At 70.3% G+C, this 25416-nt stretch carries 21 protein-coding genes; 6 read left to right on the top strand and 15 right to left on the bottom strand.

Annotated features, from left to right (window positions below; all coding sequences use genetic code 11):
* Positions 1–80: 80 nt before the first annotated feature.
* The 13 genes from gloA to glnE form a co-directional block, all read right to left on the bottom strand.
* The gene (gene gloA / locus H566_RS0121905; RefSeq protein ID WP_028313123.1) at positions 81–464 is read right to left on the bottom strand and encodes a lactoylglutathione lyase; all 384 of its coding nucleotides are present in this window, start codon (positions 462–464) and stop codon (positions 81–83) included.
* Between the two features lie 11 nt (positions 465–475).
* Complete coding sequence (locus H566_RS28685) at positions 476–1333, bottom strand: M48 family metallopeptidase (protein WP_084545395.1); 858 nt, start codon at positions 1331–1333, stop codon at positions 476–478.
* Entirely contained in the window at positions 1330–2103 is a 774-nt protein-coding gene (locus H566_RS27015) for a lysophospholipid acyltransferase family protein (RefSeq protein ID WP_034412774.1), read from the bottom strand. Before H566_RS27015 ends, H566_RS28685 begins: the two co-directional genes overlap by 4 nt.
* Positions 2100–2657, bottom strand: a complete 558-nt coding sequence (gene gmhB, locus H566_RS0121895) for a D-glycero-beta-D-manno-heptose 1,7-bisphosphate 7-phosphatase (protein ID WP_028313122.1) — start codon at positions 2655–2657, stop codon at positions 2100–2102. The genes H566_RS27015 and gmhB overlap by 4 nt, the downstream gene beginning before the upstream one ends.
* Before the next feature lie 107 nt (positions 2658–2764).
* Positions 2765–4540, bottom strand: coding sequence for a PHA/PHB synthase family protein (locus tag H566_RS0121890; RefSeq protein ID WP_084545394.1), 1776 nt, complete (start codon positions 4538–4540; stop codon positions 2765–2767).
* Between the two features lie 62 nt (positions 4541–4602).
* Positions 4603–5289 (bottom strand): ABC transporter ATP-binding protein, encoded by a 687-nt coding sequence (locus H566_RS0121885; RefSeq protein WP_028313120.1) that lies wholly within the window; start codon positions 5287–5289, stop codon positions 4603–4605.
* A 64-nt stretch (positions 5290–5353) separates the two neighbouring features.
* Complete coding sequence (locus tag H566_RS0121880) at positions 5354–6664, bottom strand: ABC transporter permease (protein ID WP_028313119.1); 1311 nt, start codon at positions 6662–6664, stop codon at positions 5354–5356.
* Between the two features lie 8 nt (positions 6665–6672).
* Positions 6673–7983, bottom strand: a complete 1311-nt coding sequence (locus H566_RS27010; RefSeq protein WP_084545393.1) for an efflux RND transporter periplasmic adaptor subunit — start codon at positions 7981–7983, stop codon at positions 6673–6675.
* Positions 7984–7990: 7 nt separating this feature from the next.
* A complete protein-coding gene (gene glyS, locus H566_RS0121870; RefSeq protein WP_028313118.1) occupies positions 7991–10123 on the bottom strand; it encodes a glycine--tRNA ligase subunit beta in 2133 nt (710 codons plus the stop codon).
* Positions 10124–10201: 78 nt separating this feature from the next.
* On the bottom strand, positions 10202–11062 hold the full coding sequence (locus H566_RS30305) for a nucleotidyltransferase family protein (RefSeq protein WP_245591437.1): 861 nt from the start codon (positions 11060–11062) through the stop codon (positions 10202–10204).
* 40 nt (positions 11063–11102) lie between these two features.
* Positions 11103–12062, bottom strand: coding sequence for a glycine--tRNA ligase subunit alpha (glyQ, locus tag H566_RS27005; RefSeq protein ID WP_034412772.1), 960 nt, complete (start codon positions 12060–12062; stop codon positions 11103–11105).
* Between the two features lie 696 nt (positions 12063–12758).
* Positions 12759–14645, bottom strand: coding sequence for an apolipoprotein N-acyltransferase (lnt, locus tag H566_RS0121855; protein ID WP_051379142.1), 1887 nt, complete (start codon positions 14643–14645; stop codon positions 12759–12761).
* A gap of 94 nt (positions 14646–14739) precedes the next feature.
* Positions 14740–18144: a bifunctional [glutamate--ammonia ligase]-adenylyl-L-tyrosine phosphorylase/[glutamate--ammonia-ligase] adenylyltransferase gene (glnE, locus tag H566_RS27000; RefSeq protein ID WP_051379141.1), complete on the bottom strand. Its 3405-nt coding sequence runs from the start codon at positions 18142–18144 to the stop codon at positions 14740–14742.
* A 219-nt stretch (positions 18145–18363) separates the two neighbouring features.
* Between glnE and H566_RS0121845 the strand changes: the two genes are divergently transcribed.
* The 4 genes from H566_RS0121845 (at position 18364) to H566_RS26995 (ending at position 22982) form a co-directional block, all read left to right on the top strand.
* Positions 18364–19191 (top strand): carbon-nitrogen hydrolase family protein, encoded by an 828-nt coding sequence (locus tag H566_RS0121845; RefSeq protein ID WP_028313115.1) that lies wholly within the window; start codon positions 18364–18366, stop codon positions 19189–19191.
* Between the two features lie 205 nt (positions 19192–19396).
* Entirely contained in the window at positions 19397–20872 is a 1476-nt protein-coding gene (gene tldD / locus H566_RS0121840) for a metalloprotease TldD (RefSeq protein WP_028313114.1), read from the top strand.
* A gap of 403 nt (positions 20873–21275) precedes the next feature.
* Positions 21276–22340, top strand: coding sequence for a 3-deoxy-7-phosphoheptulonate synthase AroG (aroG, locus tag H566_RS0121835; RefSeq protein ID WP_028313113.1), 1065 nt, complete (start codon positions 21276–21278; stop codon positions 22338–22340).
* Between the two features lie 99 nt (positions 22341–22439).
* Positions 22440–22982 (top strand): cyclic nucleotide-binding domain-containing protein, encoded by a 543-nt coding sequence (locus tag H566_RS26995; protein WP_051379140.1) that lies wholly within the window; start codon positions 22440–22442, stop codon positions 22980–22982.
* Positions 22983–23028: 46 nt separating this feature from the next.
* On the opposite strand, the gene H566_RS0121825 is transcribed toward H566_RS26995, so the two are convergent.
* Positions 23029–23598, bottom strand: coding sequence for a cob(I)yrinic acid a,c-diamide adenosyltransferase (locus tag H566_RS0121825; protein WP_028313112.1), 570 nt, complete (start codon positions 23596–23598; stop codon positions 23029–23031).
* 337 nt (positions 23599–23935) lie between these two features.
* On the opposite strand from H566_RS0121825, the gene H566_RS0121820 reads away from it, so the two are divergent.
* Complete coding sequence (locus tag H566_RS0121820; protein ID WP_156924546.1) at positions 23936–24319, top strand: hypothetical protein; 384 nt, start codon at positions 23936–23938, stop codon at positions 24317–24319.
* A gap of 31 nt (positions 24320–24350) precedes the next feature.
* Here the strand turns inward: H566_RS0121820 and H566_RS0121815 are convergent, their stop codons facing one another.
* On the bottom strand, positions 24351–24707 hold the full coding sequence (locus tag H566_RS0121815; RefSeq protein WP_156924545.1) for a hypothetical protein: 357 nt from the start codon (positions 24705–24707) through the stop codon (positions 24351–24353).
* 219 nt (positions 24708–24926) lie between these two features.
* On the opposite strand from H566_RS0121815, the gene H566_RS0121810 reads away from it, so the two are divergent.
* Positions 24927–25361 carry a universal stress protein gene (locus H566_RS0121810; protein WP_028313109.1) on the top strand — a complete coding sequence of 145 codons (435 nt, stop codon included), beginning with the start codon at positions 24927–24929 and terminating at the stop codon, positions 25359–25361.
* The last annotated feature ends 55 nt before the right edge of the window (positions 25362–25416 follow it).

Below are 25416 nucleotides of genomic sequence, written 5' to 3'. Positions count from 1 at the left end.
GACTGCTTCTTGACTAATGATTAGTGCTCGGGTCCCTGCGTCGTGCCTTCACTCGCAGCCTAGGCACCTGCCTGCTACGATCAGGCTGCCTGAATCAGCTCCACTTTGTAGCCGTCAGGATCCTCAATGAACGCAATAACCGTCGAGCCGTGCTTCATCGGCCCCGGTTCGCGAACAATCTTGCCTCCTGACGCCCGAATGCCCTCCACCGCAGCGTAGATATCGTCAACGCCAAGTGCGATGTGGCCATACGCCGTCCCCAATTCATACGCCTTCGTATCCCAGTTGTACGTCAGTTCCAGAACCGTCGTGCTCTCTTCTGCTCCGTACCCAACAAAGGCAAGCGTGAATCTCCCCTCCTCATATTCCTGCTTGCGTAATAACTCCATCCCCAGCACTTCAGTGTAAAAAAACAGCGAGCGCTCTAGATCTCCAACTCGTAGCATCGTGTGCAGCATTCGCATTCAAATACTCCTTAATCGTAAGAAACACCCAAAATCTTCGGGGCCTCCGATTTCAGCCAACGTTCCGCCAGTTTCCACTGAGGGCATGCTGCTGCAACCAAAGCCCAGAAGCGAGTACCGTGATTCATTTCGTGGCGATGGGCCAATTCGTGAATCAAGACGTAATCGATGATCCACATCGGGAAAAGAATCAGGCGCCAATTCAGCCGAATGCTTCCATTGCCAGAACAGCTTCCCCAGCGTCGACGTGCCGACGATAGCTTCCACTGTCCAATCGAAAGATGCATTTTGGGGGCCAATTCGGCTAACCGAAAGGCGAAGACGCGGCGCGCCTCCCCTTGCAGCCAGCTGATTACCGCCAGTCGGATGTCATCGCTCGAAGCATTGCTGGATAGCGGCAATACGAGTCGATCTCTGGCGAGGTATTGGTTCGTAATCCCGGACGGACTACATGATGAAAGATCGTCTGTAGGCGCGATCATGAGGATCGGGTGACCCGCATCCGCCTGAAGTTCAATGACGATAGATCCGCCGAGCCAGGACACTTCGGCTCCAACCTGCCATTCGACATTCGCGGCCTTGCACGAACGCATCGACCAGGCCGCGAGCGTGCGACGTATCCACGGCAGCTTGCTGGTGATTGCCTTTTCGATGTCGGCCAGTGCGAGCCAGCCGGGAGCCGCTACCGTCAGTCCCCCTTCATCGACTCGGAAGCCGATGGTCTTGCGGCGGCTGCGTCGCAGCCGAAACTGAAGTTCGCCGTCGCTGCAAAGCAGGCGACGCATCTGAGGCTCGACAGTGGTGCGGTGGCTGGAAGGCAGCTTTCCGAAAAGCTCGGCCTGACGCGGGCCGCCTGCGAGGGATCTCATGCTGCAGTGGCGGGCCGTTCGGTGATGACGGCCGCGTCGGAATAAACCTTGGGGCTGATGCGGCGCATTTCTGTTTCGATCCAGCCTTCCACTTCGGCATTCACTTCGTTGACCGGGCGGCCGGCAGCAACGATCGGGGCACCGACTGAAATCGTGACCGTTCCGGGTGTCTTGATGAAGGCATTGCGTGCCCAGCGCTCGCCTGAATTGAGCGCGATCGGAACGATGCGCGCCCCAGTAGCGCGCGCGAGGCGCACTCCGCCGGTCTTGTAGCTGCCCTGGCTTCCGACCGGCGTGCGTGTCCCTTCGGGAAACAGCACGATTGACCGACCTTCGCCGAGCCGTGTCTTGCCCTGACGGACGACTTGAATGAAGGCATCGGCGCCCTTGGCCCGATCGATGTGGATCATGCGCAGCATGCCGAGACCCCAGCCAAAGAAGGGCAGCATCAGCAGCGAACGCTTGTGCACGAAGCAGACCTCGCGTGGCAGCCACCAGACGAGAAACAGCGTCTCCCATGCCGACTGGTGCTTGCTCAGGAACACGACCGGTTCATCCGGAATGTTCTCGGCGCCGATAACCTGCCAGCGGATACCGCAGACGACCTTTGCCGCCCAGACCGCGAAACGCGGCCAGCCGAGCGTGAAGCGGTAACGCCAGCTCAGCGGAGTGAGGAAGAAGAAGGAACAGGCAATCGCATACGGGATGACCGTGACGACGAGCACCAGCATGAACAGCGCCGATCGCAGCGCATGGATGGCGCGGTTCATGAGCACAGCTCCTGGGCAACGGCCGCGAGGCTCACTCGCACCCGGGTGCCGGGCGGCAGCTCGCTGCCGTCATGCGCGCCCTTGAGGAAGGTGACCGCGCCCTTGCCGGTAAGCACGAGATAAGGCTGGCAGCCGAGCGGCATGCCGGCCTGCAGATCGCGCAGGCTGTCGCCGACCATCGGCACGCCGTCGAGGCGCTCGCGGCCATAACGGGCGGCGATCTCGCGGAACATGCCGTCCTTCGGCTTGCGGCAGTCGCATTTCTGGTCGGGCGTGTGCGGGCAGTAGTACACGCCCGCGATCTGGCCGCCGAAGGGCGCGATCAGTTCGATGAGCCGGCGATGCATCGCATGCATCGTCTCGACGCTGTACAGGCCGCGTCCGATACCCGACTGATTGGTGGCCACCACCACTTCCCAGCCCGCGCTCGACAGCTTGCCGATCGCTTCGAGGCTGCCGGGGATCGGAATCCACTCGTCGAGGGTCTTGATGTACTCGTCGGAGTCTTCGTTGATGACGCCGTCGCGGTCGAGAATGATCAGTCGTTCAGTCATGCCGCGAAGGATACCAAGCGGCCCTCGCGGGATCGGCATCCGCACCGCAAGCGCTTCGTCTTGCGGGCGGCGGGGGGCGCCGCCCGGCCTGGCGACCGAGCCCTGCCTCAGCGTTCGAGTACATAGCTCCCGGGTGCATCGCCGAGCAGCGGATGTCCGTCCGCACCGAGCCTCGGCGGCGCGACGCGTTCGCCCGAACGCGCGCCGAGCCAGTCGGCCCAGTCCAGCCACCACGAGCCTTCGTGCTTCTGCGCGAGCAGCAGCCACTGGTCGGGATCGATGTAGGCATCGCCGAACTGGCGCTCGTGCACCTTGTAGCTGCGGCGCGGATGGCCCGGCTCGCTGACGATGCCGGCGTTGTGGCCGCCGGTCGTGAGGATGAAGCGCAACGGGCTGTCGGCCAGCAGATGCAGCTTGAACACCGAGCGCCAGGGCGCGACATGATCGGTCTCGGTGCCGACCACGTAGAGCGGGCAGCGCAGATCGTTGAGCGCCACCGGCTCGTCGTGCACGCGATAGCGGCCTTCGGCGAGATCGTTGCGAAGGAAGAGTTGGCGCAGGTACTCCGAGTGCATGCGGTAGGGCATGCGCGTGGTGTCGGCGTTCCAGGCCATGAGGTCGTTGGGATGGTCGTGCTCGCCTTGGAGGTAGGCATGGACCATCCGCGACCAGATCAGGTCGTTGGAGCGCAGCATCTGGAAGGCGCCGGCCATCTGCTTGGCGTCGAGATAGCCGTGGGCCCACATCATGTCTTCGAGCAGCGCGACTTGGGCCTCGTCGATGAAGAGCGTCAGTTCGCCGGCTTCGGTGAAGTCGGCCTGGGCGGCAAACAGCGTCATCGAGGCGATGCGCGCGGTGTCGTGGCGCGCAATCTCGGAGGCCGCGATCATCAGCAGCGTGCCCCCGAGGCAGTAGCCGACGGTGTGCACCGGCTGGCCCGGCACGACGGCCTCGACCGCCTTGAGCGCGGTGAAGACGCCAAGCTCCAGATAGTCGGCCATGCCCCGGTCGCGCTCGGCCTCGCCCGGGTTCTTCCACGAGATCATGAAGACGGTATGACCGCGCTCGACCAGGAAGCGCACGAGCGAGTTCTGCGTCGAGAGGTCGAGGATGTAGTACTTCATGATCCAGGCCGGCACGATCAGCACTGGCTGGGCATGCACGTCGGGTGTCGCGGGCGAGTACTGGATCAGTTCCATGAGCGGATTGCGCGCGATGACCTTGCCCGGCGTGACCGCAAGTTCACGGCCGACGCGCGGCCCGTCGCCCGCAGGCTGGCTGCCGGTGATGCCGGCGGCGATGTCGGTGGCCGCGTTCTGCGCGCCGCGCGCGAGGTTGAGGCCCAGCTCACCGGCGGTCTGGGCGAGCAGCTCGGGATTGAGCGCGAGCGCGTTCGACGGCGAGAACATGTCGGTGATCTGGCGCGCCATGAAGGACACCACCGCCTCGTGATGCGGTTCGACGCCGTGCAGGCCGGTGGTGGCGCTCTGCCACCAGTGCTCCCAGGCGAGAAAGCCGCGATAGATCGCGTTGTAGGGCCATTGCTGCCAGCCGCTGCCCGAGAAGCGGCGGTCGGTGGGTGCGGGCAGCGCCGGCGGCTTGCCCGGTTCGCCGCGATGGAGGCTGCCGGGCAGGCTCATCGGCCAAGGCAGGGCGGTGCTGCCATCGCCCGGTAGCACGGCCGCCTTGGCGGCGCACTGGACGGCCTCGGTCACGAGCGCGGCCTGCTTGCCGGGTGAGGTCATGAGGTGGAAGGCCCAGTCGGCCCAGGCCAGGCCGAGCGCGGCGGGCGAGAGGCCGCCGGTGAGGCGGGCGGCGTTGGCATGGGTGAGGCGGTCGAAGTTGCGGACGATCTCGGGGTCGAACATCAGGTTCTGATCCATTGGGGCTCCGGCATTCGGGAGGAGAGAAGGCTCGCGCCGCCTGCGACCGGCGGGTCGCGCAGTCAGGCTGCGTCTTCGACCAGCTTGCCGTCCACCACGCGAACCGTCCGGTCGCAGCGCGCGCCGAGGCGAGGGTCGTGGGTGACGACGAGGAAGCTGGTCCCGTCGGCGCGGTTTACGTCCCGCATCAACGCGAACACATCGTCCGCCGATTTTGTGTCGAGATTGCCCGTCGGCTCGTCGGCGAGGATCAAGGCGGGGCGCATTGCCAGCGCGCGCGCGACCGCGACGCGCTGCTGCTGGCCACCCGACAGGCTGCCGACGGGCTGGTCGCGCTTTGCCGCGAGGCCGACGCGGCCGAGCAGCTCGGCCGCGCGGGCGCGCATGGCCGCGTCTGGGCGACCGCCCGCGAGCAGGGCCGGCATCATCACGTTCTCCAGCGCGCTGAAGGCGCCGATCAGATGGTGGTACTGGAAGACGAAGCCGATGCTGCGGCCGCGCAGGCGCGTGAGGCCGGCGTCGTCGAGCGCGCCGGTGTCATGGCCTTCGATGAGCAGCCGGCCGGCGCTCGGCCGGTCGAGCAGGCCGATGAGGTTGAGCAGCGTGCTCTTGCCTGAGCCGCTCGGCCCCATGAGCGCGCAGAACTCGCCGCGATGCAGCGTCAGGTCGATGCCGTGCAGCACCTCGGTCTCGTTGGGCTGACCGGGGTTGAAGGTCTTGCGGATGCCGTCGAGTTGCAGCACCGGGATGGCGTCCGGCCGGTCCGGCGTCGTGGCGCGGCCATGCGGCGCGCCGGGAGCGGAATCGGCGCGCTCAGCCACGGATCGCCTGCACCGGATCGAGTCGTGCGGCGCGCAGCGCGGGCGTGGTCGCCGCGAGCACGCCGACCAGCGTGGCGAGCAGCGCCGCCGAGACGAACAGCATCGGATCGAGGTCGAGCTGGAAGATCGGCGTGCCGTCGGTATTGCGCGCGAAGCGGTGCCACAGCGCGAGCGCGCCGAAGCCGATCGACGAGCCGACGAGCGATCCGCCCAGGCCCAGCAGCCCGCCCTGGAGCAGGAACACGCGCAGCACCTGGCCGCGCGACGCACCCATCGCGCGCAGGATGCCGATCTCCTTCGAGCGCTGGACCACCGACACCACGAGTACGCTCGCGATGCCGAAGGCCACCGACAGCGCGACGAAGGCGCGGATGACGGTGTTGGAGATGGTTTGCGCCTTGAGCGCGCTGAAGAACTGGGCGTTGGTGCCGATCCAGCTGTCGGCGCGCAGCCCGGTGCGCGCGGCGATGTCGGCGGCGATGCGGTCGGCCGCGAACAGCTCGGTCACGTTGATCTCCAGGCTCGACGCGCCGCCGACGAGCCGCAGCAGCGATTGCGCGTTGGGCAGCAGCACATAGGCGTTGCGGGCGTTGGCCGCCTTCGAGCCGAGGTCGAGTGTGCCGCCGACAGTGAGCGTCATCGCATTGCCGTTGGCGGCGCTGATGCGCAGCTTGTCGCCGACACGCACGCCGAGGTCGCTCGCGAGTTCGGTGCCGACGAGGATGTGCTGGGCGTCGAGCCGCGTCGATCCGGCGACGAGCTTGTCGGGCAGGGCGACGACGCGGAAATAGCCGTCGGGCTCGACGCCCGCGAGCTGGATCGCGCGGCTCGCGTCGCCGCGCTGGGCGAAGGCGGAGCCGGCCGCGACCGGCGTGACGACGGCGATGCCTGGCAGCGCGCCGAGCTGGTCGCGCAGCTTGCGCCACTGGTCGATCGAGCGCACGCGCTGGAGCGGGCGCTGGACGAGGGCGAGTTCCCGCTCGGGCGATGCGGCGGAGGCGCTGGCCGTCGCGGACGCGCCGTCGGTGCCGGCCGCCGCGCCGGGCAAAGGCGACGCGAGGCCGTCGTCCGCCGCGCCGCGCAAGGGCCGCGCGACTTCCTCCGGCGGCAGCAGCGTGATGTGGCTCTGCGCGCTCAGCGTGCGGCGCACGAGATTGAGTTGCAGCCCGGCGAGCAGCGCCGACATGAACACGATCACCGCCACGCCGATCGCCACGCCCGCGACGATGAACAGGCTTTGCGCCCGGCCCTCGCGCAGGAAGCGCGTCGCCGCGATCCATTCGAAGGGCAGCCAGTCGCGCATCGCGGCCTTCAGCGCGCGCGCACGCGCTGACCGAGGCGCACCGGCTCGCCGCCGGCGATGACGCTCGCGCCCTCGGGCAGGCCGTCGGCGATCTCAATGTCGGCGTCGCCGCGCAGGCCGGCGCGCACGGGCGTGCGTTGCGCGCGGCCGTCGGCGAGCGTCATGACCCAGGGCTTGCCCGAGGCGAGGTCGCGCACGTCGGCCAGCGGCAGCACGAGCGCCTGCGGCTTGCGTGCGACCGCGATGTCGATGGAAACGGTCATGTCCTCGCGCAGCCAGTCGGGTGGCGCGGGCAGGTCGAGCTTGACCTGCACCGTCGCGCGCTGGGCATCGACGCCGGGGTTGAGGTAGGCGACGCGCGCCGCGAAACGCTCGGCCGGCCGGGCGTCGGCGGCGGCGAGCGCCTCCTGCCCGAGCGCGAGCAGCGCGAGATTGCGCTCGTCGATGTCCACCACGAGTTGCGGCGCCCGCGCCGGCGCCAGCGTGAACAGCGTCTGCCCGGCCTGAGCGACGTTGCCGCGCTCGACATTGCGCGCGATGAGCACGCCGTCCACCGGCGCCACGACGGTCGTGTAGCCGAGCCGGGCCTCGCTCTGGCGCAGCGCCTGTTCGGCTTGCAGGCGTGCGGCCTCGGCGTTGCGGCGCTGGGCGCCACCGTCGCGCGCGGCGGCCACGCCGGCTTCGGCGGCGCGTTCGGCGGCGAGCGCCACGTCGAGCGCGCGGCGGGCTTCATCCACCTGGGCCGCGCCGACGAAGCCTTGCGCGGCGAGATCGCCGGTGCGGCGGAAGCCCGCCTCGGCATTGACGCGGTTGGCGCGCGCCTGGGCGAGCTGCTGCTCGGCGGCGGGTTCGGTGAGTTCACGCAGTTCGCGCAGCCGGGCGTCGGCCTGGACGACGGCGGCGCGTGCCGCGTCGCGGGCGGCGCCGGCATCGCGCGCGTCGAGCACGGCGAGCGGCTGGCCGGCCGTCACGCGCTGGCCGTCGGCGACCGGCACGTCGATGACCGTGCCCGTCACCTGGGCCGCGATGTAGGCGCGCTGCGGCGTCACGACCCGGCCGCTCGCGACCACCGTCTGCACGAGGTCGGCGCGCGCGGGCGTGCGGACGGTGACGGCGGTCGGCCGCGCGAGCAGGAAGCCGGCGCCGGCCACGAGGGCGACGGCGAGGGCCGTCTTCCAGCCCGGGCGCCAGCGGCCGGCGGCGCTGACCGGAGCGTCACCGGCGCGGCCGGAAGCATTCGCCTCGCCGCTCGCGGGCCGGTTGTCGGCGGCGGCATGCGAGCCGCCCGCCGCGTTCCCTGCCCCCGCCCCGCGATCCATCGCCGCCTCAGCCCGCGAGGCGGGCGAGATCGGCGACGCGGTTCATCGTCGTGTGCAGCCAGCGCAGCAGCGCGATGCGGTTGGCGCGCAGCTGGGGGTTCTCGGCCATCACCATCACGTCGTTGAAGAACGCATCGACCGGGCCGCGCAGATGGGCCAGCGCCTTCAGCGCCTCGGCGTAGTTGCCGTGCTTGAACAGCGTGTCCGAGGCCGGCTTGGCCTTGGCGATCGCGGTGTACAGCGCGACCTCGGCATCGTCCTGCAACAGCGCCGGATCGACCTCGCCGGTCGCCCCTTCGGCCTTCTTGAGGATGTTGCCGATGCGCTTGTTGGCCGCCGCGAGCGCTTCGGCCTCGGCCAGCCCGCGAAACTCCACCACCGCCGCCAGCCGCTTGCGCGCGTCGGCCAGATTGGGCCGCAGCGCGAGCACCGCATCCACTGCCGCGCGATCGGCGTCCTGGGCGAGTTGGTTGCGGTAGCGCTCGTAGATGAAGTCCTCGATGTCGAGAATGAGCTTGCCGTCGGCGGGCAGGGCGCCGGCCGGGAACTCGGCCTTAACCCAGGCCATCGCCTCGCGCAGCTCCAGCTTCGCGGCCGATTCGCCGAGCAGTTCGACCACGTCGATCACGCCGAGCGCCGCGCGGCGCAGGCCGAACGGATCCTTCTCGCCCGTCGGTTGCAGGCCGATGCCCCAGATGCCGACCAGCGTCTCCAGCCGCTCGGCCAGATAGACGGCCGCCGCCACCTTGTTGATCTTGCCGTCCGCACCCGTCAGCGCCGCCGCGTCGAGGCGCGGGCGGTATTGCAGATCGATCGCCTGCGCGACCGCCTCGGCCTCGCCGTCATGGCGCGCGTAGTAGCCGCCCATCACGCCTTGCAGTTCGGGGAACTCGCCGACCATGCCCGTCACCAGATCGCACTTGGCGAGCGTCGCGGCGCGTTCGGCGGCGAGCGTCAGCGCCGGCACGAGCGCGGCATCGCCTTCGATGCGGCCGGCGATGTACTTCGCCAGCGAGGCGATGCGCTGCACGCGCTCGAACTGGCTGCCGAGCTTGTTGTGATAGACGACCGGCTTGAGCAGGTCGAGCCGGCTCGCGAGCGGCTGCTTGCGGTCGGTGTCGTAGAAGAACTTGGCGTCGGCCAGACGGGCGCGCAGCACGCGCTCGTTGCCGCCGATGATCTTGCTGCTGTCCTCGGCTTCGAGGTTGCTCACCAGCAGGAAGCGGTTGCGCAGCTTGCCGGCCGCGTCGGCCACGGCGAAGTACTTCTGGTTGAGCTGCATCGTGAGGATCAGGCATTCCTGCGGCACCTCCAGGAAGGCCTCGTCGAAGCGGCCTTCCACCACGACCGGCCATTCCACCAGCGCATTCACCTCGTCGAGCAGCGCGTCGGGCTGGATCACCACATCGCCCTTCGCGCTCGCGGCGAGCTGATCGACGATGCGCTGCCGGCGCGCGCCATACGACGCGACCACGCGGCCCACGTGCTCCAGCGCGGCCTCGTAATGGTCGGCGTCGGGAATCGTCACCTCGGGCTGCTTGGCCAGGAAGCGGTGGCCGAGCGTGCGGTTGCCGGCCGTGAGGCCGAGCACGCTGATCGGCAGCACGCGCTTGCCGTGCAGCGCGACGAGGCGGTGCGCCGGGCGCACGAACTGCACCGTGCTCAGGTCGGCGAGCTGGTAGCTCATGACCTTGGGAATCGGCAGGCGCGCGATCGCGTCGCGCACCACGCCTTCGAGCACCGCGTCGAGCGCGACGCCGGGCGCGACATGTTCATGGAACAGCGCCTCGGCCTTTCCGTCGCTCTCGCGCTTGAGGTTCGGGATGTCGGCTTCGCTCAGGCCGAGCGAGGCCAGCTTCTTGAGCAGCGGCGGCTGGGCATTGCCGGCCGCGTCGAAGGCGATGCTCACCGGCAGCAGCTTGTCGCGCTTGGGCGTGTCGGGCGACTTCTCGCGCACGTCGGTGATGCGCACCGCCAGCCGGCGCGGCGTGGCGAAGGCGGTGACGGCACTCGCGGCTTCGAGAAAGCCCTTGGCGAGCAGCTGGCTGCGCACGCCGTCCGCGAAGGCGTCGCCGAGTCGCTGGAGGGCCTTGGGCGGGAGTTCTTCGCAGAAGAGTTCGACGAGCAGGGATGCGTTCATGGTTGTTCTGGCGGCAAGGTGGCGCGGCGGCGTGCGTGGCGTCGGGCGCTTGTGATGATTCGGGTGCGGCGTTCAGCCCTAGACGATGCTGAGCTTCGGCCAGCGCCGCTTCCAGCCCTTGGTGAGCAGGCGGGCGCGATAGGTGCCGACGCGGGTGCGGCCGGCGTTGCGGCGGCAGACGAGGCCGAGCAGATCGTCGAGGCCGTAGGGCGCGATGATCTGGAGCGAGCCGTCGGCCGCGAGCCGCGCGGCGACGCAGGTGGCGACCTCGGGCCAGCTGCCGATGCCCTCGGCGAGCGAGGCGATCATCGGCGGCTCGTAGCCGAAGGCTTCCTCGAACCAACGGTGCACGCCGGCCTGGTTGACGACTTCCCATTCGGCATCGGGCAGGGCGGCGGCGAGGCGGTGCTCAAGAAAGCGGTCGCGCTCGACGCCGGTTTCGGCGGCGTCGAAATACAGCACGTCGATGTCGGCCTTGCCGCTCGGCGCGGCGTAACCGTGCAGCGCGTCCCAGACGCGGTTGCGGATCGCGCCGGCGCCGATGCAGGCGTCGGGCAGGCCGAGCGCGCGCACGGCTTCGAGCGCGGCCATGAAGCCGGCGTCGGCGCGCAGGATGGCCTCGACCCGGGTCAGCTGCTCGGGCGTGGCCTCGCGCGGCTCGACCGCCGTCTCGCTCGCCTGCGTGGCGCGCGGCTTGGGCGGGACGGGCTTGGGGCGCGGCGCGAAGTGGAGGGTCTGGGCGACGGGCTCGGGCTTGGCGAAGGGTGAGGCGGCGGGCGTGGCCGTGGCTGCGTCGGGGCGCCAGTCGGCGTTCGGCGCGGCGGCCGTTGCGGCCGCGCTGGCGTCGGTCGTCGCCTGCGGCGTGCTGGCGGGCGTGTCGTCGGCCGGCGCGGGATTCGCGGGCGTCGCGGCGCTGTCGGGTTGCTTCGGCTCGGTCATGGCTGTGCGTGGGCGGAGGAGGCGGGGAACCGGGGCGCCGTCAGGCGGCGGCCTTCTCGGCCGGGGCGGGCAGCAGCTTGTCGCGGGCGGCGCCGGTCAGCATCGGGAAGCCGAGGCGGGCGCGCGAATCGACATAGGCCTGGGCCACGGCGCGCGACAGGTTGCGGATGCGGCCGATGTAGGCGGCGCGTTCCGTGACCGAAATGGCGCCGCGCGCGTCGAGCAGGTTGAAGGTGTGGCCGGCCTTGAGGATCTGCTCGTAGGCCGGCAGCGGCAGCACGGCGTCGATCAGCTTCTTGGCCTCGGCCTCGTGCTCGCCGAAGCGACGGAACAGCACCTCGACATTGGCCAGCTCGAAGTTGTAGGTCGATTGCTCGACCTCGTTCTGGTGATAGACGTCGCGGTAGAGCAGCTGCTTCGTCTCGCCGTTTTCTTCCCACTCGGCCCAGACGATGTCGTAGAGGTTGTCGACGTTCTGGATGTACATCACCAGGCGTTCGATGCCGTAGGTGATCTCGCCGAGCACCGGCTTGCAGTCGATGCCGCCGACCTGCTGGAAGTAGGTGAACTGCGTCACTTCCATGCCGTTGCACCAGACTTCCCAGCCCAGGCCCCAGGCGCCGAGCGTGGGGTTCTCCCAGTCGTCCTCGACGAAGCGGATGTCGTTCTCCTTCGGGTCGATGCCGATCGCGGCGAGCGAACCGAGGTAGAGATCGAGGATGTTGGCCGGCGCGGGCTTGAGCACGACCTGGTACTGGTAGTAGTGCTGGAGGCGGTTGGGGTTCTCCCCGTAGCGGCCGTCCTTGGGACGGCGCGACGGTTGCACGTAGGCGGCGCGCCAGGGCTCGGGGCCGAGGGCGCGCAGGAAGGTGTGGGTGTGCGAGGTGCCGGCGCCGACTTCCAGGTCGAAGGGCTGCATCAGCGCGCAGCCGTGCTGGTTCCAGTACTGCTCCAGCGTGAGGATGACTTGCTGGAAGGTGAGCTTGGTGCGGGTGGTCATGGGCGCGGCTGCGGGTGGAGTGGCGTCGATCGGGAGCCGCGATTCTAGTCGTGCCTGCGGGCTTGGCCGTCGCGCGGCGGCGTGGTTGGGGCTTGAGGCCGTGACGCGCGGCGGCGCGGGGCGGGGGCCTGGCGGAGAAACCGCGCCGGCCGGCCCTGGACGGGCCGGCTGCCCTTCGCCTCCTTCGGTAGCCCGCGGGCCGGCTTGCCAACTCAGCCGGCTGCGCCGGCTTCAGACAGGCAAGCCTGAACGGCCTGCGGCCGTTCTCCCGCGTCTACCTCGTCGGCTCGGCGGCGCGGAATCTCCGCCAGGCCCCCGCCCCGCGCCGCCGCGCTTGAGGTGAGGCTGATGCGGGCCGCGAGCGGCCCGTGGGCTCGGGACAGCGAGTGCGGTCTGGCGAGTCGGCGGTACGAGGAGCCGAGCCAGCACGCCCTGCACCTTTACAAGGCGGCTGACCGGGTCTGGTCCGGACGGGCGCCGTTGCGGGCGCCGAGCGCACGAGGTAGACGACGGTGAGCCGCGTAGCGGCTCAGGGCTGGCTGTCTGAAGCTCGCGCAGCGAGCTGAGTTGCCAGCCCGACCGTCGGGCTACCGAAGGGAGCGAAGGGAAGCCGCCGCGTTCAGCGGCGGCCGCTTGCGTCGGCGCCCGTCCGGATCAGACCCGGCCAGCCGCCGTCCCTGAAAAAACGCAGCAGCCTCAGCCCGCCCGCCGCCGCACCCGCACCGCGATCACCCCCAGCGCCACGACCCCGAGCAACGCCAGATCGCCATGCCGCGCATACGGCGTCAGCCCCGTCATCCCCTGCACCGTCCCGTCGAGCACGCCTTCCTTCAGCGGCGGCAGCGCGGCCTGCACGCGGCCATCCGGCCCGACGATCGCGGTCATGCCGGTGTTGGTCGCGCGCAGCATCGGCCGGCCGGTTTCGAGCGAGCGGGCGCGCGAGGCGAGCAGGTGCTGGGGCAGCGCGGCCGAGTCGTCGAACCAGGCGAGGTTGCTCACGTTGAGCAGCACGGTCGCGTCGGGCTGGCCGGGCTGGTTGAAGCGCGCCGCGATCTCGTCGCCGAACAGGTCCTCGTAGCAGACGTTCGGGCCGATGCGCTGGTCGCGCACGACGATGGGCGGCTGGGCCAGGGCGCCGCGCGTGAAGTCGTCGAGCGGCATCACCATCGCATCGACGAACCACTTGAAGCCGAAGGGGATGAACTCGCTGAAGGGCACGAGGTGGTGCTTGTCGTAGCGCTGGCCGCCGCGCGACGGGTTGAGCTGCCAGCGCGTCTGGCCGTCGAGCGCGATCACGCTGTTGAAGTAGCTGATGCGGCGCGCGTCGGGCGAAGTCAGCTCCGCCAGCGGCACGCCGGTCAGCACCGTGAGGTCGTCGCGCGCGGCGAGGCCCTGGATGGCCTCGGTCCAGTCGGTCGGCAGCTCGGGCATGAGCACGGGGATCGCCGTCTCGGGCATGACGATGAGCTGGGGCGGCGGGCCGACGCGCACCTGCTCCACGCCGGCGAGCCGGGCGTAGGTGGCGAGCTGGGCGGCGAGCTGCTCGGGCTGGAACTTCATGTCCTGCGGCACGTTGCCCTGGAGCAGGCGCACGCGCATCGGCTCGCCGTGCGGCGCGGTCCAAGCGTGGCCGCCGAGGACGGCGCCGCCGCCGAGCAGCGCGAAGGCGAGGAGCGGCGCGATGGCATGGCGCGCGCCGCCGCCCGCGCCTGATCCGAACGGGCCGCCGGCACCGCCGCCGCCCGCGCCGCCGAAGCCGCCCGCGCCATCGCCCGGCCCGCCGACGTCGATCACCTCCGAGTCGCCGACCCGCATGCGCCCGCCCTTCCACGCACCCGCGAAACCGGCGGCCCCGCGCGCGCTGGCGCCCGGCCCGCCCTGGCCGAAGCCGCCGAGCGCGCCGGCCGGTCCGCCGCGCCTGCCCAGTCGCCCCAGCCCGCCGCGCCCCAGCCGCGCATCCGCGCCTTCGAGCAGCGACACCAGCGCCGCCGCCACGAAGCCCGCGATCGCGTTCACCGTCGTCTGCCCGACCAGCGGCATCCAGCCGGCGAGCGGCCCGTCCACATGCGCGAGCCCGCTCGCGATCCACGGAAAGCCGGTGAACAGCGTGCCGCGCAGCCATTCGCTCGCGCCCCAGAGCGCCGCGAACACCAGCACCGCCGCGAAGCCGCCGCGCGCCGCGCCGCGTCCCATGAGCGCGCCCCACACGCCCGTCGCCAGTGCCGGGAACAGCGCCAAGTAGCCGCAGAACAGCGCCGTCGCCGCGCCCGCGAGCGCCGGATGCATGCCGCCGTAGTGGTGCATCGAGATGAACACCCAGTTCACGCCCACGCCGAACCAGCCGAGTCCGAACACGAAGCTGAGCCGCGCCGCCGCCCACGCGCCCGGCGCCCGGCCGGCGCGCCACACCAGCAGCGCGAGCGCGAGCAGTTGCAGCCACCACAGCGGCTCGGCCTCGAAGGCGAGCGCATGCAGGCCGCCAGCGATGGCGGCGATGGCGGTGTTGGCGCGGCCGTTGCCGGTCGTGGCCGGCGTCAGGTCGATCTGCCCGTCGCTGCGGGCCTGGAGGAGGGTGATCTTCAAGGGTGTTGTGTGCGGAGGAGGTCGGGGGCGGAGGCGGGCGAGGTCGGCTCGCGGCGCCCGGGCGGAGCGCCGCGCGGCGCCGTCGCGGGCCGCGTCATTCGGGCAGTCGGGTGCCGGGGCCGAGGCCGGTGGCCGGCGCGGCGTCGGCGAAGACGATGTCCCAGGCGCGTGTCACCGCGTCGCGCTCGGCGGCGAAGCCTTCGGGCGGCACGCGGCTCGGGCCGGCGGCGGTCTCGACGGCGAGGCGCTGGCGGTGCTGTTCGGCGCGGAAGCGCCGGTAAGCGTCGCCGGCCCGGGCGGCGAGGTCGGCCGGCAGCAGCCCGTGGGCGCCGGCGCGCGCCAGCAGCGCGATGTTGCCGGCGTCGTCGGCCAGTTCGGGAAAGCGGTGCGAATGCACGAGCACCAGCGCCTGCACCATGAACTCGATGTCCACCATGCCGCCGCGATCGTGCTTGAGGTCGAACAGCGCGGTCTTGTTGGCATGGCCTTCGTGCATGCGCACGCGCATCGCGGCGATCTCGGCCAGCGTCGCGGGCACGTCGCGCTCGGTTTGCAGCACGCGGCGGCGCAGCGCCTCGAAGCGCGCGCCCAGTTCGGCGTCGCCGGCGCAGAAGCGCGCCCGCGTCAGCGCCTGGTGCTCCCACACCCAGGCCGTGTTGCCGCCGCCGCCGGTCTGGTAGCGCTCGAAGGCGGCCCAGCTCGACACCAGCAGGCCGGCGTTGCCGTTGGGCCGCAGGCGCATGTCCACGTCGTAGAGCCGGCCGGCGGCGGTGTGGGCGGTGAGCCAGTTGAGCAGGCGCTGGGCGAAGCGGCCGTAGATCTCCTGGGCGCGCTCGGCGAAGGCGGCGTCCTCCGGCTCGCGGAACAGGAAGATCAGGTCAAGGTCGCTCATGTAGCCGATCTCGCGCCCGCCGAGCTTGCCGTAGGCGATGACGGCAAAGCCGGGTTCGTCGGGCAGCGCGAGCGACGCGGCTTCGCGCACCTGCTGCCAGCAGAAGCGCAGCGCGGCACCGACGATGAGGTCGGCCAGATCGCTGAGCGCGTCGGCGAGCTTCTCGACGGTGAGGCGACCGGCGAGGTCTTCGGCCAGCAGGCGGAAGGTCCAGAGGTGCTGGGTCTCGCGCAGCACGTCCATGCGGTGCTCGATGTCGGGCTTGCCGTCGGGCAGGACGGTGGCGGCGAGGCGGGCGTGCAGCGCTTCGCGTTCGGCGGCCCAGTCGGGCTGGGCGGCGGCGCGGTCGGCCAGCAGTTCGTCGAGCAGCAGCGGGCGGGCGCGCAGATAGCCGGCGGCCCAGGGCGAGGCAGCGAGCACGGCGGCGACGCGGTCGAGCGCGGCGGGGTATTCGGCCAGCAGCACGAGGTAGGCGCTGCGGCGGGCGATGGCGTCGAGCAGGTCGGCGAAGCGGGCGACGAGGGCGGCCGGCTCGGCATGGCCGGCGGCGATGGCGAGGATGCGGTCGAGCAGCGGCAGCAGGCGCTCGCGGCTGGCGTCGGGCAGGGCGCGCAGGCGCGGCGAGCGCGCGAGGGCGACGAGGCGGTCGGCGATGCCGTCGGCGTCGCGCAGGCCGTGGGCGGCGAGCGCGGCGAGGGCGGCGTCGCGGGCGAGGTCGGCGGCGTCGGGGGCGGGGCCGGCCGCCGAGGCGGCGGCGAGGGCGGTGAACCAGTCGCGCGCCGGGGCGGGGTGGGCGTCGTCGGTGTCGGTGCCGGGTTGGCCCGCTAGGGTCGGCTTGCCGTTGCCGCTGTTGCCGCTGTTGCCGCTGTTGCCGCTGTTGCCGCCGTTGCCGCCGTTGCCGCCGTTGCTCCGGTGGCCGCCGGTCGCGCCAGCGCCGGCCGACCCGCCGTTGCGCCCGGTGTCGCGCCCGCCGTTGCCGCCACCTTCGCGGTCGGTCACGAACACCGAGTCGAACACGCCCGCGACGAACTCGCGCAGCCGCTCGTAATCGGCGAGCAGCGTGGCGGCGTCGGGCGCGCCCATCATCGCGGCGATGCGGGCGCGGCCTTCGTCGGACACGGGCAGGTGATGGGTCTGGGCGTCGTCGATGTACTGCACGCGGTGCTCGGCGGCGCGCAGCCAGTCATAGGCGGCGATGAGCGCATCGACCGTCTCGCGCGGCATGAGGCCGAGGCGGGCGAGCTGGTCGAGCACGAAGCAGGTCGGCCTGCATTGCAGGCGCGGCTCGCGCCCGCCGCGGATAAGCTGGAACACCTGGGCGATGAACTCGATCTCGCGGATGCCGCCGCGCCCGAGCTTGACGTCGAGCGCGAGCGCCGGACGGCGCGCGGCGCGCGCGGCGCCCTCGGCGCGGATCTGGCGGTGCAGCTCGCGCATCGCGCCGATGGCGCCGAAGTCGAGGTACTTGCGGAACACGAAGGGCCGGCGCAGCGGCTCCAGCTCGCGTTCGAGGTCGGCGATGGCGGGCGCGGGCGCGCTGCCGCAGCTCGCGCCGACGATGCGGGCCTTGATCCAGGCGTAGCGCTCCCATTCGCGGCCCTGCACGTGCAGGTACTCCTCCAGCATCGCGTAGCTGGTGGCGAGCGGGCCGGCGTCGCCGTTGGGGCGCAGGCGCATGTCCACGCGGAAGACATAGCCGTCGCCGTCCACCTCGGCGATCGTGGCCATCACGCGCCGGCCGAGCTGCACGAAGAATTCATGGTTGCCGATGGGCTTCGGGCCGCCGCGCGTCTCGCCGCGCTCGCGGTACATGAAGATCAGGTCGATGTCCGACGACACGTTCAGCTCGCCGCCGCCGAGCTTGCCCATGCCGATGACGATGAAGGGCTCGGGCGCGTCGCCGCCGTCGGCCGCGCGCGGCGTGCCGTGCACGGCGGCGAGGCGGTCGTAGGCGAGGTCGGCGGCGCGGCGGATGGCCAGCTCGGCGAGGGCGGTCATCGCGGCGGTCACGTCGGCGAGCGTCCAGCGGCCGGCGAGGTCAGCTTCCATCGCGCGCAGCATCGTCTCGGCGCGCAGGCGGCGCAGGGCGCGGCGGAGTCTGGGTTCGAGGGTGGCGGGGTCGGAGCGGGCGGGTGTGCCGGCTGATGCATGGGCCGATGCGCCGCCGTCCGTCGTGCTCGCGCCCGGAGTCGCCGGCGCAATGCCGTCCTCGGCGAGCAGCGCGTCGAGCCGCGCGGCCAGCTCGGCGCGCAGGCGTTCGAGCGCGGCCGGCGATCCGGCCCAGCCCGCCGACGACGGTTCGCTCTCGCGTTGCACCGCGCGGCGCTCGGCAGCCAGCGGCGCGGGCGGATCGACCGCCTCGCAGCCGGCCGCGTCGGCGGAGATGGCGGCGTCGGCGAGGGCGTCGATGCCGGCGCCATCGGCCGTCACCTCCGACGGCAGCGCCGCGTCCGCCGCCAGCCAGCGCGCCCGGCCAGGATCGGCGACGAGCATCCGCCGCGCGTAATCGCTGAACTGCGGCGCGAGCGGCGCGGCCGGATCGGCGGCACGCGCGGGCGCGAGACGGGGGAGATCGGCGGCGGAAACCGGTACGGGAACGGGCGGCATCGGCGTATTTCCGGAGGCGGGCGAGGGCGCCGGAACGCCCGAAGCCCTGTGCTAGATTGGGCCGGACATTCTAGGCGCGGCCCCTCGGGCGACCGCCGCCGGGGCAACCCGGCCTGTGGACCGCGCCGCTGCCCAACCGCCGGCATCTCAGCGCCGCCGCACGATTGTCGGCGCCGCCGCCCTGCCGGCCCTGCTTCCGGCCTCGCGCCGCCACTGCCGATGACCGACTCCGCGCCCTTCCTCGTCGCCGCCTGCCAGACCGTGTCGGGCACCCATGTCGAAGCCAATCTCGCCGCCGCCGGCCGCCTCGTGGCCGAGGCCGCCGCGCAGGGCGCCAAGCTCGTCGCGCTGCCCGAATACTTCTGCCTCATGGGCGCGAGCGACGACGACAAGGTGCGCGTGCGCGAGCCCTTCGACGCCGCCGCGCCCGCCGGCCCGATCCAGCGCTTCCTGAGCGAGACGGCCGCGAAGCACGGCATCTGGCTCGTCGGCGGCACCGTGCCGCTCGCGGCCGACGATCCGGCCAAGGTGCTCAACACCACGCTCGTCTACGGACCCGACGGCGCGGTCGCCGCCCGCTACGACAAGATCCATCTCTTCGGCTTCCGCAAGGGCGAGGAGAGCTATGACGAGTCGCGCACCATCGTCGCGGGCGAGCCGCAGCCGGCGGTGTTCGACGCGCCTTTCGGCCGCGTGGGCCTGTCGATCTGCTACGACCTGCGCTTTCCCGAACTCTTCCGCGCGATGGGCGACGTGGGCCTCATCGTGCTGCCGGCGGCCTTCACCCACACGACGGGCAGCGCGCACTGGGAGGTGCTGCTGCGCGCCCGCGCGGTCGAGAACCAGTGCTACGTGCTGGCCTCGGCCCAGGGCGGCAAGCATGAGAACGGCCGCCGCACCTGGGGACATTCGATGCTGATCGACCCGTGGGGCAACATCGTCTCGGTCAAGCCGGAGGGCGAGGGCATTGCGATCGGCGCGATCGACCTCAAGCTGATCGAGGCGACGCGCGGCAATCTGCCTGCGCTGCGGCACCGGCGGATGTGATGGCGCGGCAGGTTCCGCGCGGCAGCGGGTCGAACCCGCCCCTCGCCGCGCGGTCCGATGCCGCAAGCGGCCATGCAATTCGGCGGACCGGGCGACGCCGGCTGGCGCGATCCTTGAATCGCGCCGCCATCCCGGTGGGAAATGAATCATTTGTAGGCGCGCCCGGCGCGCCCAGCCAGCGGGCCCGGTGCCCGCGGAGGACAGGATGAAACTCGACGACAGCGCCTTCGGGCAGATGAACATCGCCCGCGCGACCCTGCTCGACCCCTTCGGCCTCGACGAAGGCAAGCTCATCGGCGTGCTCGGCACGATGTTCGACCACCGCGTCGATTACGCCGATCTCTACTTCGAGTACACGCGCGCCGAGGGCTGGACGCTGGAGGAAGGCATCGTCAAGGCGGGCAGCTTCAACATCGACCAGGGCGTTGGCGTGCGCTCGGTCGTGGGTGACCGCACGGCCTTCGCCTACTCCGACGAGATCTCGCTCGCCGCGCTCGACCGCGCCGCCAAGGCCACGCGCTCGATCGCGCGCGCCGGCCAGTCGGCGAAGACGAAGATCGCCGGCCGCAACTTCGGCGGCCTCGGCCGGCGCGATCTGTACGGCACGTTCGACCCGCTCGCCTCGCTGCCGTCGGAAGACAAGGTCGCGCTGCTGGAGCGCATCGAGAAGATCGCCCGCGCCAAGGACCCGCGCATCGTGCAGGTCATGGCCAGCCTCGCCGGCGAGTACGACGTGGTGCTCGTCGCCCGCCATGACGCCCAGGGCCCGCTCATCGCTGCCGACGTGCGCCCGCTCGTGCGCATGTCGATCACCGTCGTGGCCGAGCAGGACGGCCGCCGCGAGACCGGCAGCAGCGGCGGTGGCGGTCGCTACGACTTCGCCTACTTCACGCCCGAGCGCATCGAGCAGTACGCGAGCGTCGCCGTGGCCCAGGCGCTCACCAATCTCGAATCGCGCCCCGCGCCCGCCGGCGAGATGACCGTCGTGCTCGGCCCCGGCTGGCCCGGCGTACTGCTGCACGAGGCGGTCGGCCACGGCCTCGAAGGCGACTTCAACCGCAAGGGATCGAGCGCCTTCTCGGGCCGGGTCGGCGAGCGCGTCGCGGCCAAGGGCGTGACCGTGGTGGACGACGGCACGCTGGCCAACCGGCGCGGCTCGCTCAACATCGACGACGAGGGCAACCCGACGCAGTGCACCACCCTCATCGAGGACGGCGTGCTCAAGGGCTACATCCAGGACACGCTCAACGCCCGCCTCATGAAGATGGGCGTGACCGGCAACGCGCGCCGCGAATCCTTTGCCCACCTGCCGATGCCGCGCATGACCAACACCTACATGCTCGGCGGCGACCGCGATCCGCAGGAAATCGTCGCCAGCATCGACCGCGGCCTGTACGCGGTGAACTTCGGCGGCGGCCAGGTGGACATCACCAACGGCAAGTTCGTGTTCTCGGCGAGCGAGGCCTACTGGGTCGAGAACGGCAAGATCCTCTACCCGGTCAAAGGCGCGACCCTCATCGGCAACGGCCCCGACGCGCTCACGCGCGTGAGCATGATCGGCAACGACATGGCGCTCGATGCCGGCGTGGGCGTGTGCGGCAAGGACGGCCAGAGCGTGCCCGTGGGCGTCGGCCAGCCGACGCTGCGCATCGATGGACTGACGGTGGGCGGCACGGTCTGACGCCGGTCGGGCGGGCCGCATGCCGCAAGGCGTCGCGGTCGGCCCGCCGGCTCGGTGCGCGAGGCGGCGCAAGCCCACCATTGCGCGCGCAAATCGGCCGTACGCGCGCGTTCATCGCACGCGAATGCGGCGCTTCTGCCGACAATCGGTCGATAAATTTCTTGATGTGGAATTGCCCGGCTTGTGCCGGGCTGCGCTCGATGGTCTTATCCCCCGCCTGAGATCGCCATGAACCGCGCCTACTACTTTTCCTTCTTTTTCTGGTTTCCATCGCTGCCGGCGAAGGGAAGGAACTGACGCGCAACCCGCGAATCCCGAAAAACCGCCGGCCCAAGCCCCGGCGGTTTTTTTTTGCCGCCTCGGAATCGCACCGGCACCGCACAGCCCACCGAAGGAAAGCGCCATGACCCACAGCACCGACGACGTCCGCATCAAGGAAATCCTTGAACTCACCCCGCCCGCCCATCTGATCCGCGAGTTCCCCTGCTCGGAAAAGGCGGCGGCCACCGTCTACGGCGCCCGTCGCGCGATCCACAACATCCTGCAGGGCACGGACCGCCGCCTGCTGGTCATCATCGGGCCGTGCTCGATCCACGATCCGGCCGCCGCGCTTGACTACGCGCGCCGCCTCGCGCCGCTGCGCGAGAAGTACAAGGACACGCTGGAAATCGTCATGCGCGTGTACTTCGAGAAGCCGCGCACCACGGTTGGCTGGAAGGGGCTGATCAACGATCCGCACATGGACAACAGCTTCAAGATCAACGACGGCCTGCGCCGCGCGCGCCAGCTGCTGCTGGAGATCGCGGAGCTGGGCCTGCCGGCCGGCAGCGAATTCCTCGACATGATCTCGCCGCAGTACATCGCCGACCTCATCTCCTGGGGCGCGATCGGCGCGCGCACCACCGAAAGCCAGGTGCACCGCGAGCTGGCCTCGGGGCTGAGCTGCCCGGTCGGCTTCAAGAACGGCACGGACGGCAACATCAAGATCGCGGTCGATGCGATCAAGGCGGCGGCGCATCCGCACCATTTCCTGTCGGTCACGAAGGGCGGCCATTCGGCCATCGTCGCGACGGCGGGCAACGGCGACTGCCACGTCATCCTGCGCGGCGGCAAGACCACCAACTTCGATGCGGCGAGCGTCGACGCCGCCTGCAAGGAACTTGAGAAGGCCAGCCTGCCGGGCCGCGTGATGATCGACTTCTCGCACGCCAATTCCAGCAAGAAGCACGAGAACCAGATCCTCGTGGCCAAGGACGTGGGCGGCCAGATCGCCGGCGGCGAGGACCGCGTGTTCGGCGTGATGGTCGAGAGCCATCTCGTCGCCGGTCGCCAGGATCTCGTGGCGGGCAAGGAGCTGTGCTACGGCCAGTCGATCACCGATGCCTGCATCGGCTGGGACGACTCCGCCGCGCTGCTCGACGGCCTCGCGGCCTCGGTCGCGGCGCGCGATCAGCTTGAAGTGGACTGAGCGGCGCTCCTACACTCGAAGCGCGGTCGCCGCGAGGCAGCCGTCTCGATCAACCAGACCGGGCGGCGCTGATGCGCGGCCGGTCGCCCGGACTGCCCCGTGACCTCGCTCACCACCTACCAGGATCGCCTGCGCTACCTCGGCTGCCGTTACGAAGGCTCGGCCTCGCGCTATGCCGAGCAGATTCACGTACTCGTCCACCGCTCGCCGATGCTGCAGGACCGTACGCTGGAAGAGGTACGCCGTCTCGCGGGCTTCATGGACCTGTGGACGGCCGGCGCGGGCACTTGTGTCATCGGCGAGGGCGAGCCGGGCGATTTCATGCTGCTGGTCATCAGCGGTTCGGTCGAGGTGGTGAAGCGCGATCGCTGGGGCATGACCAAGCGTATCGCCATCGTGCGGCCCGGCGAGACGCTCGGCGAGATGTCGATGCTCGACGGCGAGCCGCGTTTCGCCTCCTGCCAGCTGCTGGAAGACGCCACCTTCGCCGTGCTGCACGGGCGGCATTTCGAGGAGCTGGTGGATCGCGAGCCGGAACTGGCCTCGCGCATCCTGCTCAAGCTCAACCGCATGCTGTCGCAGCGCCTGCGCCAGACCGGTGCCAAGCTCGTCGCCTACATGGAAACGATGCGCAGCAACTAGCGCGCGGTCAGCATTGGCGGGCGCGGACGGCGCAGTGCGACGCTGGCTAACCGCCGTCAGGGCCGCGCTGCTGCCACAGCACGTCGGCGCGCCCGCATTCGCGGTTGAGCCGGCGCGCGACGATGAACAGCCAGTCCGACAGCCGGTTCACGTACTGGCGCACCGGTTCCGACACCGCTTCCGCATGCCCGAGATGCACGATCGCGCGCTCGGCCCGGCGCGCCACCGTACGCGCGAGATGCGCCACTGCCGCCGCGCGCGTGCCGCCGGCGAGCACGAAATTGCGCAGGGGGGGCAGCGTTGCGTTGTCGCGCGCAATCCATTGCTCCAGCCGCGCCACCTGCGCCTCGGTGATGACCGGATGCCCGGGCAGCGACAGCTCGCCACCGAGATCGAACAGATCGTGCTGCACACGTACCAGTTCGGCGGCAAGCATGTTGAAGCGCGCTTCGCCTTCCAGCTCGCATGTCAGCAGGCCAATGGCGCTACCGCATTCGTCGATGTCGCCGAGCGCGTTGATGCGTGCCGCGTCCTTGGGCACGCGGCTGCCGTCGGCCAGGCCGGTCAGGCCTGCATCGCCGCTGCGGGTCACGATTCGAGAGAGTCTTTCGGCCATGGTTTCGTGGAATGCGTCCAATCTGTGGTCGACCGCCGTCACGGCATCGTGGTTCCCGTGCCGCGATTGGCGGGCCGGGCCGGCGGTCAGGCGATGCAGTCCGTTCGGGGAACGATGCTTGCTGCGGTGCCGCAAATTGACGGAAATGGCGAAACGATGACAGTGCCGGATGGTCACAGCGGGGAATGCGCGTTTGTTCCCTGTCAGTCATTCGCTCGTCATGCCTGACAATCCTGCGTGCGTCCGTCAGGATGCGCTCAGGCCTGCGGGTCTTCGATTTGGCTGCAATCGTGAGATGAAGATGATGATGGCAGGCGTGGTGGTTGAGGGATGGGGCATGAAGTCAGCCGACCGGGCGCTGCTCAACGCCCAGGCAACACTGCGACTCGTGCTGCTGGTCGCGGTCGGCATCGCCTGCTGGCGGCTCGCCGGCCTGCCGCTGGTAGACGGCGCGGCGCTCGGCATGCATGGCGGCACGCCCTGGCTGGTGGCCTTCATGCTGGCGCTGTTCGGTCAGTACCGTCTGCGTGGCCTGCGTCGCAGCATGGAGCGCGGCGCACATTTCGGGCCGATGTGGCCGTTCTGGGCGATGGCGGGGTTCGGTGCCTTTGTCGGTGTGGCGGCGGAACTGCTGTTCCTGACCGTGCTGTTCGAGGTGCACCAGGCACGTACTGCCCTCGCGCTCGTGCCGGCGATGCGTCGGCAGCAGTCGGCGCGTTGATGCAGGGCGGGCGGCCGGCCGCCCGGAAGCGTCAGCGCTGTGGCTTGCGCGCGAGTTCGAGGTACGAGAACTCGGCAGCGTCCATCACATGCTGCTCGACGCGCGACCGCTGGCTGTCGTTGCTGCAGAAGGCAAGTTCCTCCGTCGCCGACGGCTTGCCCACGCGATAACGGCGGCGGTCTGACGACAGGTCGATCTCGCGCCAGCCGCGTACGGTCAGCCATTCCCATAGGTCGGGCGTCATTTCCGCCGTGACACGGATGCGCACGTCGGCGCGCGCGATATGGGCGCCATGAGCCGGCATCGCGCCCGCCGGTGGCAGCGAACGCTCGACACGCACCCCCATCGCGGTGCGCAGCCCATCCTTGATCTTGCTCGTGACTCTCATGACGACCTTCCTGAACGTCATCAACCTGAATGACCGGGCGAGTAGTGCCCGTCGAATGCCATGACCGCGCGTCGGATCCGGCCTTGTCGAAGGCCTCCGGCGCCATTGACGCTCGTCAAGCAGCCGACCGGGGCGGCGCGCAGAATGAAACCGGAGTCCGGTTGGTACTGAAGCGGCATATGCGCCAGCGACCGGATTTCGATCAAGGGAGAATTCAACATGATCGACCGTGTGCTTGCAGCCATCGACGGTTCCGAAACCTCGACGCGTTCTCTTGAAACGCTCATCGCGATGTCGCGCGACCTCAAGTCTGCGCCCGATATCGTGCTGCTGAATGTCACGGTTCCGATGCCCGTCATGACCGGCATGGGTGTCGTCCTCAGCGACGACGTGCTCCAGGACTACTACACCGAAGCCCAGGAACAGGCGCTCAAGGATGCGCGCGCCAGGCTCGACGCCGCCGACCTCAGGTACGTCGAGCGGCGCGAGATCGGCGATCCGGCCGATCTCATCGCACGTGTCGCCCAGGAAACCGGCGCCAAGCTCATCTTCATGGGCAGTCGCGGTCACGGTGCGATCGGCAGCCTGCTGCTCGGCAGCACCTCGCAGAAGGTGATGCACCTGACGCATACGCCGGTGGTCATCACGCGCTGACGACTGAAGCGCCCGGACGATCCGGGCAGGAGTCCTGCCGTCATGCAAGGCGCGC

Source organism: Derxia gummosa DSM 723 (genome assembly GCF_000482785.1).
In the GTDB taxonomy this organism is placed as follows: Bacteria; Pseudomonadota; Gammaproteobacteria; order Burkholderiales; family Burkholderiaceae_E; genus Derxia; species Derxia gummosa.
Note: the sequence above shows the minus strand (reverse complement) of the source record. Positions and strands in the feature narration are given on the sequence as shown.

Coding starts and splice junctions, on each gene's coding strand:
- tldD (WP_028313114.1), top strand. CDS start 19,397: ATGAAACTCGACGACAGCGCCTTCGGGCAGATGAACATCGCCCGCGCG.
- gloA (WP_028313123.1), bottom strand. CDS start 464: ATGCGAATGCTGCACACGATGCTACGAGTTGGAGATCTAGAGCGCTCG.
- H566_RS0121880 (WP_028313119.1), bottom strand. CDS start 6,664: ATGCGCGACTGGCTGCCCTTCGAATGGATCGCGGCGACGCGCTTCCTG.
- glyS (WP_028313118.1), bottom strand. CDS start 10,123: ATGAACGCATCCCTGCTCGTCGAACTCTTCTGCGAAGAACTCCCGCCC.
- H566_RS0121815 (WP_156924545.1), bottom strand. CDS start 24,707: ATGAGAGTCACGAGCAAGATCAAGGATGGGCTGCGCACCGCGATGGGG.
- H566_RS0121810 (WP_028313109.1), top strand. CDS start 24,927: ATGATCGACCGTGTGCTTGCAGCCATCGACGGTTCCGAAACCTCGACG.
- gmhB (WP_028313122.1), bottom strand. CDS start 2,657: ATGACTGAACGACTGATCATTCTCGACCGCGACGGCGTCATCAACGAA.
- aroG (WP_028313113.1), top strand. CDS start 21,276: ATGACCCACAGCACCGACGACGTCCGCATCAAGGAAATCCTTGAACTC.
- H566_RS27010 (WP_084545393.1), bottom strand. CDS start 7,983: ATGGATCGCGGGGCGGGGGCAGGGAACGCGGCGGGCGGCTCGCATGCC.
- H566_RS28685 (WP_084545395.1), bottom strand. CDS start 1,333: ATGAGATCCCTCGCAGGCGGCCCGCGTCAGGCCGAGCTTTTCGGAAAG.
- H566_RS30305 (WP_245591437.1), bottom strand. CDS start 11,062: ATGACCGAGCCGAAGCAACCCGACAGCGCCGCGACGCCCGCGAATCCC.
- H566_RS0121890 (WP_084545394.1), bottom strand. CDS start 4,540: ATGGATCAGAACCTGATGTTCGACCCCGAGATCGTCCGCAACTTCGAC.
- H566_RS0121825 (WP_028313112.1), bottom strand. CDS start 23,598: ATGGCCGAAAGACTCTCTCGAATCGTGACCCGCAGCGGCGATGCAGGC.
- H566_RS0121845 (WP_028313115.1), top strand. CDS start 18,364: ATGACCGACTCCGCGCCCTTCCTCGTCGCCGCCTGCCAGACCGTGTCG.
- glnE (WP_051379141.1), bottom strand. CDS start 18,144: ATGCCGCCCGTTCCCGTACCGGTTTCCGCCGCCGATCTCCCCCGTCTC.
- glyQ (WP_034412772.1), bottom strand. CDS start 12,062: ATGACCACCCGCACCAAGCTCACCTTCCAGCAAGTCATCCTCACGCTG.
- H566_RS27015 (WP_034412774.1), bottom strand. CDS start 2,103: ATGAACCGCGCCATCCATGCGCTGCGATCGGCGCTGTTCATGCTGGTG.
- H566_RS0121820 (WP_156924546.1), top strand. CDS start 23,936: ATGAAGTCAGCCGACCGGGCGCTGCTCAACGCCCAGGCAACACTGCGA.